Below are 11,922 nucleotides of genomic sequence, written 5' to 3'. Positions count from 1 at the left end.
GTCAAATAAGGTGCCGCGATGCCGTGCCACGCTGTCTCCATGACAGATGTGCGCGACCAAGGCCTTCAGGTATTTCGTGAGTTGCTTCCCGGCGTGCTGCCCGACGGGGACGTCGAGCTGCCCGACGGACTCGGCGGCGAGATGCTCGGCCTGGCTATGGACAACGTGTTCGGCCGGCTGTGGACTCGCGAAGGGCTGAGCCGTCGCGACCGCAGCCTGATTACGCTTGGCATCCTCATCGCGCAGCGGGCCAGCGACGAACTGCAGATTCACTTCCAGATCGCGCGCAACAACGGCCTCACCGACGACGAGATCGCCGAGGTCGTCTACCACTGCACCGGCTACGCCGGCTTCCCGGCCGCCAACGCGGCGATGCGGATCGCCGAGCAGATCCTGCAGGGCGAGGGCGCGGGGCCCGATGGAGCCACCTAGGAGAATCGAACTCCTGACCTGCTCATTACGAGTGAGCCGCTCTGCCGACTGAGCTAAGGTGGCGTGCCGTTTACGGCGGCACGAGTCTACGGCAGGCCGCGCCGCGGACCCAACTCAGTCGCGCAGCGCCTGCCCGACGGTGGCGACCATCGCGTCGACGGCGAACTTCGGTTTGACGTTGACGGCCAACGCCTCGCGGCACGCCAGCACCGCCTCGATGCAGCGCAGCAGCCGCTCCGGGGAGGCGTGTGCGGCCATCGCGCCGACCCGCTCGGCCATGTCGGGGTGGTTGGCCTGAACATCGCCGGCCTCGGTGGCCACCAGCAGCGCATCGCGAAAGTAGGTGGCCAGGTCGATCAGCGCGCGATCCAGCGCGTCGCGCGACGCCCGGGTTTGTCGTGACTTCTGGCGCTTCTCAAGGTCTTTGATCGCGCCGGCGGTGCCGCGCAGTGCCCCCGCGGTACCCTTCCCCGACCCTCCGGCGCCCAGCGCGGTGCGCAACTCCTCGGTCTCGGACTCGTTGCGGTCCACCGTCAACGCCAGGGCCTCCGCCTCGGCGGCGGCCACCAACTCCTCGGCGGCCGCATAGGCCCGCGTCGGCGTCGCCGCGTCGCGGGCCAGCCCCAGCGCCCGCTGCCTGCGCTGACGGGCGTCGTCGTCGGTGGCCAGCCGTCGCGCCCGGCCGACATGCCCGCCGCTGACCGACGCCGCCCACCGGGCCTCGCCCTCGGCCAGCCCGTCGGTCTCGATCAACACCCTGGCGATCGCGTCCACGGGCGGTGTGACCAGCGCGACGTGTCTGCAGCGGGAACGCAGCGTGATCGCGATGTCCTCGGGGTCCACCGACGGCGCGCACAGCAGGAACACCGTCGACGGTGGAGGCTCCTCAACCACCTTGAGCAGCGCGTTTGCCGCGCCTTCGGTCAGCCGGTCGGCGTCCTCGATCAACACGATCTGCCAGCGCCCGGTCGCGGGCCGCCGCGAGGCGATCTGCACGATCGCCCGCATGTCGTCCACGCCGATCGACAAGCCTTCCGGGATGATCCGGCGCACGTCAGCATGGGTGCCGGCCATCGTCGTCGCGCACGCTCGGCATTCCCCGCACCCGGGCACACCGTCGGAGGTGCACTGCAACGCCGCCGCGAAGCACAACGCCGCCACCGAGCGACCCGAACCCGGCGGCCCGGTAATCAGCCAGGCGTGCGTCATCGTGTGTGGCGTGGACGCCCCCGAACCGCCGCTGTGAGGCGAATCACCGCGGGCGGCCTGCGCCGCAGCTACAAGCTCCGCTTCCACGGCGTCCTGGCCAACCAGACGCGAAAACACACCCGTCATCGCAGATAACAGTAGTGCTGCGAACCGACACGTCCGTCTCACACCACCCGTCGTCGTCGCCGATGCCCGATACGGTTGACGCGTGGCCTCAGAAGCACTGCCGATCGGGCGAATCAGCGCATTCGTCCGGTGGGTGGCGCGCACCCCGTGGCCGGTATTCACCCTGGGCATGCTGCAGGCCGACATCATCGGTGCGCTGCTGGTCGTGAGCTTTTTGCGGTTCGGCCTGCCGCCCGAGGACCGCGTTCAGCTGCAGGACCTGCCGGTGTTCAACCTGGCGGTGTTCCTGGGCTTTCTTTTCGTCTCGTTCACCATCGCGTCGTACCTGAGTTTGCGGCTGCTGATCCCGGTCATGCGCTGGCAGCGCCGCGACATGCTGCTCGGTGACCGCGATCCCGCCGAGACCGAGCTGGCCCGCATCAGGGCGCTGCGGATGCCGTATTACCGGTCGCTGATCAACGTGATGAACTGGTTCCTCGGTTCGATCGTGTTCATCGTCGCCAGCTGGCCGGTGGCGGCCAGGTCGGCGCCGGTGATCGCGGTCGCCAGCGGGCTGGGTGCCACCGCGACGGCGATCATCGGCTATCTGCAGTCCGAGCGGATCCTGCGTCCCGTGGCCGTGGCCGCGTTGCGCGGCGGGGTTCCGGAAAACTTCCGTGCCCCGGGCGTGGTGCGGCGCCAGGTGATGACGTGGGTGCTGTCCACGGCGGTCCCGATCCTGGCGATCGTGCTGGCGTTGGTGGCCAGCAAGTTCGAGATCCTGACCGCTCCGGCCAGCCGCCTGAACACGCCGATCCTGATCCTGGCGATCACCGCGCTGGTGGTCGGGTTGGCGGGCACTGTCTTGGTGGCGATGTCGATCGCCGACCCGCTGCGGCAGCTGCGTTGGGCGCTGGGTGAAGTGCAGCGCGGCAACTACAACGCCCACATGCAGATCTACGACGCCAGCGAATTGGGTCTGCTGCAAGCGGGTTTCAACGACATGGTGCGCGATCTGGCCGAGCGGCAGCGGCTGCGTGACCTCTTCGGCCGCTACGTCGGCGAGGACGTGGCGCGTCGCGCACTGGAGCGCGGCACCGAGCTGGGCGGCCAGGAACGCGACGTCGCCGTGTTGTTCGTCGACCTCGTCGGCTCGACGCAGCTGGCCGCGACCATCCCCGCCGCCGATGTCGTCAACCTGCTCAACGACTTCTTCCGCGTCGTCGTCGACACGGTGAACCGCCACGGCGGGTTCGTCAACAAGTTCCAGGGCGACGCGGCGCTGGCGATCTTCGGTGCGCCGATCGAGCACCCGGACGCGTGCGGGGCGGCGCTGGCCGCTTCGCGTGAGCTGCACGACGAGCTGATCGAGGTATTGGGCCAGACCGAGTTCGGCATCGGGGTGTCGGCGGGTCGCGCCATCGCCGGACACATCGGCGCCAAGGCCCGTTTCGAGTACACCGTGATCGGCGACCCCGTCAACGAGGCCGCCCGGTTGACCGAACTGGCCAAGTTGGAGGAGGGCCACGTGCTGGCGTCGGCGGTCGCCGTCAGCGATGCACTCGACGCGGAGGCGTTGTGCTGGGACGTCGGCGAGGTGGTGGAGTTGCGCGGCCGGGTAGCGCCGACGCAGTTGGCTCGACCGCTGAACCGGGCGTCGACGGAGCCCGTCGACGCCGATGCGACCACCACGTAGCTGGGGCGCCCGTCCCCGCCGAGATCGACGTTTTGGTCGATTTGCCCGGCCGATTTCCGCCGAAACGTCCGTCTCGGCGCAAAAACTAGCTACTTCTTGGCGGCCTTCTTCTTCGCCGGCGCCTTCTTCTTGGCGGCCTTCTTCGTCCGCTTCACCGGGCCGCGGGCGCGGCGATCGGCCAGCAGTTCGGCCGCGCGTTCGTCGGTCAGCGACAGCACGTCGTCGCCCTTGCGCAGGCTGGCGTTGGTCTCGCCGTCGGTCACGTACGGACCAAACCGGCCGTCCTTGATCACCATCTGCTTGCCGGTCGCCGGATCCTCCCCCAGCTCGCGCAGCGGCGGAGCGGCAGCCCGCTGCCCACCACGGCGTTTGGGCTCGGCGTAGATTTTCAACGCTTCCTCGAGCGTGATGTCGAACATCTGCTCTTCGGTGGCCAGCGACCGGGAGTCGGTGCCGCGCTTGAGGTACGGGCCGTAGCGGCCGTTCTGCGCGGTGATCTCCTCACCGGAGTTCGGGTCGACACCGACCACCCGCGGCAGCGACAGCAGCCGCAACGCGTCGTCCAACGTGACCGTCTCGAGGTCCATCGACCGCAGCAGTGAACCGGTTCGCGGCTTGGGCCCGGTGGGCTTCTTGCCCTTCTTGGCCGTACTGCCCGCCGAACCGTCGTCGCCCTCGGGCGGCGGCGGCAGCACCTCGGTGACGTACGGTCCGTACCGGCCGTCCTTGGCGACGATCTCGTGCCCGGTCGCCGGGTCGATGCCCAACAGCCGGCCCTCTTGCGGTGTGGCGAAAGCCTTTTCGGCGAGCTCCAGGGTCAGCTCGTCGGGCGTCAGCTCGTCCTTGAGGTTGGCCCGCTGCGGGGTGGGCTCCCCGTCGTCGCCGGTGACCATCCGCTCCAGGTACGCGCCGTTCTTGCCGACCCGCACATAGATCGGCCGGCCCTGCTCGTCGTCGAACAGCTTGATGGAGTTGATCTGTCGGGCGTCGATCTCCTCGAGGTTGACGCCGACGAGCTTCTTGAGCCCACCCGAGCGGGCGATCGAGTCTTCCACCCCGTGATCGCCGCCGAAGTAGAAGTTGTTGAGCCAGTTGGTCCGTCGCTCGTTGCCTGCGGCGATCTCGTCGAGCTCGTCTTCCATCGCGGCGGTGAAGCCGTAGTCGACCAGGCGGCTGAAGTGCTGTTCGAGCAGCCCGATGACGGCGAACGCCACCCAGGACGGCACCAGCGCGCTGCCCTTCTTGTGCACGTAGCCGCGGTCCTGGATGGTCTTGATGATCGAGCTGTAGGTCGAGGGCCTGCCGATGCCGAGTTCCTCAAGCGCCTTGATCAACGACGCCTCGGTGTAGCGCGCCGGCGGGCTGGTGTTGTGCCCGTCGGCGGTCAGGTCCTTGGCGTCCACGCGCTGGCCCTGCTCGAGCTGGGGCAGCCGGCTCTCGGCGTCGTCGGCCTCGCCGCCGGCCTGGTCGTCGATGCTCTCGACGTAGGCCTTCAAAAAGCCCGGGAACGTGATGGTGCGCCCGCTGGCGTTGAACACCACCTGCTGGCCGTCGCTGGAGGCACCGGAGATGCGCAGCGACAGCGTGGTGCCGCGTGCGTCGGCCATCTGCGAGGCCACCGTGCGCTGCCAGATCAGCTCGTAGAGCCGGAACTCGTCGGTGTCGAGCTGGCTGTGCAGCTGCCCGGGCGTGGAGAACACGTCCCCGGCGGGACGGATGGCCTCGTGGGCCTCCTGGGCGTTTTTCACCTTGCGGGTGTACTGGCGCGGCGACGGGTGCAGATACTCCTCGCCGTAGAGCTGGCGAGCCTGGTTGCGCGCGGCCGTGATGGCCGACTGCGACAGCGTGGTCGAGTCGGTGCGCATGTAGGTGATGTAGCCGTTCTCGTAGAGCCGCTGCGCGATGCTCATCGTGCGCTCCGAGGAGAACCGCAGCTTGCGCCCGGCCTCCTGCTGCAGCGTGGAGGTCATGAACGGCGCGTAGGGCCGCCGGGTGTAGGGCTTCTGCTCGACGGAGGACACCGCCAACTGCGCGCCGCGGAGCCCGTTGGCCAGCGCGGTGGCCGCGGCCTCGTCGAGCACCCGCACCTCGTCGGGCTTGCGGACCGCGCCCAGCGAGTCGAAGTCGCGTCCGGTGGCGACCCGGCGTCCGTCGACGGTGTTCAGCTTCGCGGTGAACGTGGGCGGGGTGGCTTGGGCATTGGAGACGCTGGCGTCCAGTTCCGCGGTGACGTCCCAGTAGGAGGCGCTGCGGAACGCCATGCGCTCCCGTTCACGCTGCACGATGATGCGGGTGGCCACCGACTGCACCCGGCCGGCCGACAGCTTCGGCGCGACCTTCTTCCACAGCACGGGGCTGACCTCGTAGCCGTAGAGCCGGTCCAGGATGCGGCGGGTCTCCTGCGCGTCGACCAGGTCATTGTCCAGGTCGCGGGGGTCCTCGGCGGCGGCGCGGATGGCCGGCTCGGTGATCTCGTGGAACACCATGCGCTTGACGGGCACGCGCGGCTTGAGGGTTTCGAGCAGGTGCCAGGCGATGGCCTCGCCCTCGCGGTCACCGTCCGTGGCCAGGTACACCTCGTCGACGTCTTTGACCAGGTCTTTCAGCTCGTTGACCGTGCTCTTTTTCTCCGGGCTGATGATGTAGAGCGGCTCGAAGTTTTGCTCGACGTTGACCCCGAGGCGCGCCCACGGCTCGGATTTGTACTTCGCGGGCACGTCGGCGGCGTTTCTGGGCAGGTCACGGATGTGGCCGCGGGAAGACTCCACGATGTAGTCCGAGCCGAGGTAACCAGCGATTTTGCGTGCTTTGGTTGGCGACTCGACTATGACGAGCCGCCGGACGCTTCCATTGCGGCCGCTGCCGCGGTCCCCGTCAACCACCTGTGTCTACGCTCCACTTCTCTGTTGCCCATCCGCGGCGCAATCCATGCATCGACGGATCGTCGCCGCGAAAGGCAACTGACAATTTGGCACCCCGCGCGAGCCGACGCAAACTGCCCCCCTATCTGTCTACCGTTATACGCGTGGCCACTGAGGGAACGCGTCCACGTTGTCCGGCGGTTCCCCCACGTTCTCTACCAGGCGTGATAGCCGTCGGCGCCCGCTGATCCGCAACGCCGGATGGGCTCCGCGGGTGCCGATAAGGGTCGGGGCGATGCCGACCCGCATCATCGCCGATGCCAGCGGCGCGTACGTGTCGGGTGCGTGCGGATCCAGCCCGAGCAGATATCGGTCGGCCTCGGGGGTGCCCGCGGCCAGCGTCCAGGCCCGAAGCTCCCTGGGTCCGGGCATCCACTGCGCCGGCACCGTCTTGACGGCCCCGCGGGTCCACGCCAGGGCCATCGGCACCAACCGCGGGTCCACCGCCGTGCGCACCAGCGGCGTGTGCTCCTCGGTGCGGGTGATCTCGGGCTGCAGACCGGCCTCGATCACCATCTCGGCGATGCCCTCGGCCCGCCACATCGCCTCGACCACCACGGAAAGGCGCGCAGCCTGGTCTTTCCCGGCCCCGACGAGCACCGCCTGGCCGGGCGCAGCGAGCAGCCCCGTCAGGTCGGCGACCGCGGGCGGCACCGACTCTGCCGAGAAGAACGACAGCTGGCTCACATGCCGACAGTAAGCCAGCTTCGGGCCTCAGCCGGGTGCGCCGGGCCGCAGCGGCATGCAAAAGAGAACACCCCGCCTCATCCGGTTCCGGATTCGTGCGGGGTGTTGCCTGGTTTGGGGTGGTCTTTCTAGACGGCCCGAACACCCGTGGCCTGCGGCCCCTTGGGGCTTTGGCCGACCTCGAACTCGACCTTCTGGTTCTCCTCCAGGGTGCGGAAGCCGCTGCCCTGAATTTCCGTGTAGTGGACGAAAACGTCAGCGGAGCCGTCCTCCGGCGCAATGAAGCCGAAGCCCTTCTCCGCGTTGAACCACTTCACAGTTCCCTGTGGCATTTCCTGTTGTTTCCTTCTCTTATTCTCCGGGTGCGGTCCACCGTGGTTCGGTAGCCCGGGCCCGTTCCGACCGCCATACCTTCGTGGAGTGTTCGGAACTCGACCCGACCTACAACCCTCGCAGGAACCGCGATCGCAACGTCGATCCTGCGAGTGCATATACACGAACACAGAAGCTGCGACCGCCGTTAGTCAACCACGTTCGACGCTGCTGCGACAGTTCTCGGCACAAGCAAGTGGGCACAATTGCGCTAGGAGACTCTTCAGGAGGGCCAAATAATGGCGGATTTCGGCCGCGAGCTACTCGCCGGCGTGGTCGAGGACATCACCGCCAACGGGGACAGTCCGCTGCGTCACGTCGCGGATCTACCGGCGCGCCAGGGCCGACCGCAGACGTGGCCGCCGTGGGCCGACCCAGATGTGGTGCGGGCGTTCCTTGATCGCGGTATCGAGGCGCCGTGGTCGCACCAACGCCTCGCCGCCGACCTCGCCCACGACGGACGCCACGTGGTCCTGAGCACCGGGACGGCGTCGGGTAAGTCGCTGGCGTATCAGTTGCCGATATTGACGGCTCTGCGGACCGATTCACGGGCGCGGGTGTTGTACCTGTCGCCGACCAAGGCGCTGGGCCACGACCAACTGCGGACCGCCGTCGAGCTCACCGAGGCGGTGCCGGTGCGTGACGTCGCGCCCAGCGCGTACGACGGTGACAGCCCCGCCGACGTGCGTCGCTTCGCCCGGGAGCGGTCGCGCTGGATCTTCTCCAACCCCGACATGATCCACCTGTCGCTGCTGCGCAACCACGGCCGCTGGGCGGTGTTTCTGCGCCACTTGCGCTACATCGTGGTTGACGAATGCCATTACTACCGCGGTGTTTTCGGGTCCAACGTGGCGATGGTGCTGCGCAGGCTGCTGCGGCTTTGCGCGCGCTACTCGTCGTCCCCCACCGTGATCTTCGCCAGCGCGACCACCTCCGAGCCCGCCGCCACCGCCTCGGAGTTGATCGGGCAGACCGTCGCCGAGGTCGTCGACGACGGCTCCCCGCAGGGGGCGCGCACCGTCGCGCTGTGGGAGCCGCCGTTGCTGGCCGACCTGGTCGGTGAAAACGGCGCGCCGGTACGGCGTTCGGCCGGGGCGGAGGCCGCGCAGCTGATGGCGCACCTGGTCGCCGAGGGCGCGCGCATGCTGACGTTCGTGCGGTCCCGACGCGGCGCCGAACTCACCGCACTCGGCGCGCGGTCCCGACTTGAGGAGCTGGCCCCCGAACTGGTCGAGCGGGTGGCGTCGTACCGAGCCGGCTATCTGGCCGAAGACCGCCGCGCGCTGGAGCGTGCCCTGTCCGACGGTGAGCTGCGCGGGCTGGCGACCACCAACGCGTTGGAGCTGGGCGTCGACATCGCCGGTCTGGACGCCGTGGTGCTGGCCGGGTTTCCCGGCACCGTGACGTCGTTCTGGCAGCAGGCGGGCCGGTCGGGGCGGCGCGGTCAGGGCGCGCTGATCGTGCTGATCGCGCGCGACGATCCGCTCGACACCTACCTGGTGCACCACCCGGCGGCGCTGCTGGACAAACCGATCGAACGTGTCGTCATCGACCCGACCAACCCGTACGTTCTTGGCCCGCAACTGCTTTGCGCGGCCACCGAGCTGCCGCTCGCCGACGCGGAGGTGCGGATGTGGAACGCGGAGGCGGTGGCCGAGTCGTTGGTCGACGACGGGCTGCTGCGCCGACGCGCCAACGGCTACTTCCCCACCCCGGGCGTCGATCCCCATCCCGCGGTGGACATCCGGGGCTCATCGGGCGGTCAGATCGCCATCCTGGAGGCTGGCACCGGCCGGATGCTGGGCAGCACCGCGGTGGGTCAGGCCTACGCATCGGTGCATGCCGGGGCGGTCTATCTGCATCAGGGTGAGAGCTACGTGGTCGACTCCCTGGACCTCGAAGACGGGGTGGCGTTCGTGCACGCCGAGGACCCCGGATACACGACGTTCGCGCGCGAGCTGACCGACATCGTGGTCACCGGCGACGGTGAGCGAACGCACCACGGAGAGGTCACCATCGGCCTGGTACCGGTGTCCGTGACCAATACGGTGATCGGGTTTCTGCGCCGCCGGTTGAGCGGGGAGGTGATCGACTTCGTCGAACTCGACATGCCGACCCGCACCCTGGACACCACCGCGGTGATGTGCACAGTCACTCCGGAAGCCCTGCAGCGCAACGGGTTAGACCTGCTGCGCGCGCCGGGGGCGCTGCACGCCGCCGAACATGCCGCGATCGGGCTGCTGCCGCTGATCGCCAGCTGCGACCGCGGCGACATCGGTGGGGTGTCCACGGCGATCGGGCCGGTGGACGGGCTGCCAACGATTTTCGTCTACGACGGCTATCCCGGCGGCGCCGGTTTCGCCGACCGTGGTTTCCGGCGCATCGACACCTGGTGGTCGGCGACGGCGGCGGCCATCGAGGCCTGCGAGTGCCCGTCGGGTTGCCCGTCGTGTGTGCAATCACCGAAGTGCGGCAACGGAAATGACCCCTTGGACAAAGACGGCGCGCTGCGGGTGCTGCGGTTGGTCCTGGCGGCGCTTTCAAGGACACGCTGATGAGCCCGCGCAGCGGTCGGTCGGGCGGTTCGGGCCCGCGCAGCGCCGGTAAACTTCCCTCCATGACCCACGACTGGCTGCTCGTGGAAACTCTCGGCAGCGAGCCTGCGGTGGTCGCCCAGGGTCGTCGTACCCACAACTTGGTTCCCATCAGCACGTTCTTGCGCCGAAATCCGCACCTGATGGCGATCCAGACGGCCATCGGCGAGACCGTGCGCGCCGGCCAGGGCCTGTCCAGCATCACCCCGAAGAACGACCGGGTGATCAGCACCGAGGTCGTGCAGATGACCGACGGGCGCATCCACGGCGTGCAGGTGTGGGTGGGCCCGCCCGATATGGAGCCGCCCGAACGGCCAGTGGTCGGGCCGTTGGTGTGGGATCTGGCCAGCGGGCTGGCCACCGCCACGACCGAGTCGCTGATCAACAGCGGGTGGGACCCCGAGGTCGAACCGACGCAGGGCCGCGCGTTCGCCGACGACTTGCCCAAGCGCGACTTGAACCCCAGCGAGGCCAAGGTGTTGTCGATGGTGATCGGGCGCAAGCCCGGCACGACGTTCTGCAGCACCTGGGACATCACCGACTATCGCGGCGAGCAGATCACCGTCGGGTTCGTGGTGCGCGCGGTGCTCGAAACCGACGAAGACGACGACGATGAACGCCTGCTGTGCCGGTCGATGAACTGGCGCGCCGAACGTGACGAAGCGACCCAACCGCCCGACTACCTGGCCCAGCGGATCCTCGCCGGGCTGGCCCAGCCCGGCGTGCACCGCGCGCTGGTGGACCTGACCGATTGGACGCTGCTCAAGTGGCTCGACGATCCGGCGCCGTTTTTCGACTGGCGCACCAGCATGGCCGGTGAACACGCCGTGCACCCCGATGACCGTGTCCGGATGGAAGAGATGGCACGGCAGTTCGCGTCCGGCACCGCGTCGGGCGTGCTGCGGATGGCGGCGACCGACGGCGGGTGGACGCCGGTGCACATCACGGTCAACCGGATCGAGCTCGAGGAAGGCACCTACGCGGGCCTGGCGATGCTGCGCCAGCCCAGCGCCGACGAATTCAGCTCTGACTAGCGTGCGCTGGGCCTGCGCGCGCGACGGCGCGTGCCGGGCCCACTGCCAGCCGACCCACCGAGACGGGAACGTCCACGGTCACAACGACATCCAAGCCTTCTATGTCGCAGCGGGTAACGGCCGCCTCCATGGTGTGCGCGATCGCGCTCGCCTGCGCACATGCCGCCGCCGCGCCGTCGGCCAGAGAGGTCGCCGCGGCCACCGCGGCCAGATCGGCGGCCGCCTGCGCGCGGTGTCGCCCGATCACCGCCGCACCGACATACACCGCGCCGACGGTGACCGCCAACAACACCGTCATCGCCGCGGCGGCCACCAGAGTGGCCGAACCGTCCTCACCGCGCGCCGGGTTCCACGGCGGCCACCGCCCGCGCCGCGACCGTGATCCCCGGCAGCAGCACCGACCGCGTACTGACGGTCGCGATGACGAAGCCGCCGTCGCGCCGCACCCCCACGTCCGCGCCGTCGGGTGCGACGCGGCGCGCGACGGCCGCGCCGTCGTCACCGCGCGCCGCGAGCCGCGCGGCTTCCCGTGCGGCGTCGACACAGCGGATGTGCATCGACACCGCGGTGAGCCCGGCCACGCACACGATGAGCACCGCCACCAGGCCGGCGAGGGCGAACGCCGCCTCCACCGTCGCCGCCCCGGACTCCCCACTCAGGTGTTGGTGCTCAGTGCGCGGTTGATGATGTTGGTCAGCGCGCTGACGATCGAGTCGCCGGTGACCACCGTGTAGAGGATCGCGCCGAACGCCGCCGCGGCCACCGTCCCGATCGCGTACTCGACGGTCGACATTCCGTCCTCGTCGACCAACAACAGCGTGAGCCGTGCTTGAGCCGCCCGAATCTTGTTTGCCAGCACCATTTTTCCTTTC

At 68.9% G+C, this 11,922-nt stretch carries 11 protein-coding genes and 1 tRNA gene; 4 read left to right on the top strand and 8 right to left on the bottom strand.

All coding sequences use genetic code 11. The features are described from left to right. Window positions 1-39 precede the first annotated feature (39 nt). A complete protein-coding gene (locus tag ABQE93_RS06905) occupies window positions 40-432 on the top strand; it encodes a carboxymuconolactone decarboxylase family protein (RefSeq protein ID WP_448411286.1) in 393 nt (130 codons plus the stop codon). Here the strand turns inward: ABQE93_RS06905 and ABQE93_RS06900 are convergent. Together ABQE93_RS06900 and ABQE93_RS06895 are read right to left on the bottom strand one after the other, a co-directional pair. Next, a tRNA-Thr gene (locus ABQE93_RS06900) sits at window positions 420-495 on the bottom strand. The two genes, ABQE93_RS06905 and ABQE93_RS06900, sit on opposite strands and share 13 nt — an antisense overlap. A gap of 51 nt (window positions 496-546) precedes the next feature. Beyond that, the gene (locus ABQE93_RS06895) at window positions 547-1,767 is read right to left on the bottom strand and encodes a DNA polymerase III subunit delta' (RefSeq protein WP_448411284.1); all 1,221 of its coding nucleotides are present in this window, start codon (window positions 1,765-1,767) and stop codon (window positions 547-549) included. An 82-nt stretch (window positions 1,768-1,849) separates the two neighbouring features. Between ABQE93_RS06895 and ABQE93_RS06890 the strand changes: the two genes are divergently transcribed. Next, on the top strand, window positions 1,850-3,442 hold the full coding sequence (locus tag ABQE93_RS06890; protein WP_448411282.1) for an adenylate/guanylate cyclase domain-containing protein: 1,593 nt from the start codon (window positions 1,850-1,852) through the stop codon (window positions 3,440-3,442). Window positions 3,443-3,531: 89 nt separating this feature from the next. On the opposite strand, the gene topA is transcribed toward ABQE93_RS06890, so the two are convergent. The 3 genes from topA to ABQE93_RS06875 form a co-directional block, all read right to left on the bottom strand. Continuing rightward, complete coding sequence (gene topA, locus ABQE93_RS06885) at window positions 3,532-6,324, bottom strand: type I DNA topoisomerase (protein WP_448411280.1); 2,793 nt, start codon at window positions 6,322-6,324, stop codon at window positions 3,532-3,534. Between the two features lie 135 nt (window positions 6,325-6,459). Next, window positions 6,460-7,050, bottom strand: a complete 591-nt coding sequence (locus tag ABQE93_RS06880) for a hypothetical protein (RefSeq protein WP_448411278.1) — start codon at window positions 7,048-7,050, stop codon at window positions 6,460-6,462. A 128-nt stretch (window positions 7,051-7,178) separates the two neighbouring features. Continuing rightward, window positions 7,179-7,382 carry a cold-shock protein gene (locus ABQE93_RS06875; RefSeq protein ID WP_006243848.1) on the bottom strand — a complete coding sequence of 68 codons (204 nt, stop codon included), beginning with the start codon at window positions 7,380-7,382 and terminating at the stop codon, window positions 7,179-7,181. A 279-nt stretch (window positions 7,383-7,661) separates the two neighbouring features. Between ABQE93_RS06875 and ABQE93_RS06870 the strand changes: the two genes are divergently transcribed. Both ABQE93_RS06870 and ABQE93_RS06865 read left to right on the top strand, forming a co-directional pair. Beyond that, entirely contained in the window at window positions 7,662-9,977 is a 2,316-nt protein-coding gene (locus ABQE93_RS06870) for a DNA 3'-5' helicase SftH (protein ID WP_448411276.1), read from the top strand. A 62-nt stretch (window positions 9,978-10,039) separates the two neighbouring features. Next, the gene (locus tag ABQE93_RS06865) at window positions 10,040-11,050 is read left to right on the top strand and encodes a PAS domain-containing protein (RefSeq protein WP_448411274.1); all 1,011 of its coding nucleotides are present in this window, start codon (window positions 10,040-10,042) and stop codon (window positions 11,048-11,050) included. Here the strand turns inward: ABQE93_RS06865 and ABQE93_RS06860 are convergent. From ABQE93_RS06860 to ABQE93_RS06850, 3 genes are read right to left on the bottom strand one after another with little or no spacing between them, the layout of a single operon-like run. After that, window positions 11,037-11,363 (bottom strand): Rv3654c family TadE-like protein, encoded by a 327-nt coding sequence (locus ABQE93_RS06860; RefSeq protein WP_448411272.1) that lies wholly within the window; start codon window positions 11,361-11,363, stop codon window positions 11,037-11,039. The two genes, ABQE93_RS06865 and ABQE93_RS06860, sit on opposite strands and share 14 nt — an antisense overlap. Before the next feature lie 19 nt (window positions 11,364-11,382). Further along, a complete protein-coding gene (locus tag ABQE93_RS06855; RefSeq protein ID WP_448411270.1) occupies window positions 11,383-11,682 on the bottom strand; it encodes a TadE family type IV pilus minor pilin in 300 nt (99 codons plus the stop codon). 23 nt (window positions 11,683-11,705) lie between these two features. Next, on the bottom strand, window positions 11,706-11,912 hold the full coding sequence (locus ABQE93_RS06850; RefSeq protein ID WP_448411268.1) for a DUF4244 domain-containing protein: 207 nt from the start codon (window positions 11,910-11,912) through the stop codon (window positions 11,706-11,708). Window positions 11,913-11,922: the final 10 nt, after the last annotated feature.

This window comes from Mycolicibacterium sp. XJ662, from assembly GCF_053484035.1.
This window is presented reverse-complemented; position numbering and strand designations above follow the sequence as displayed.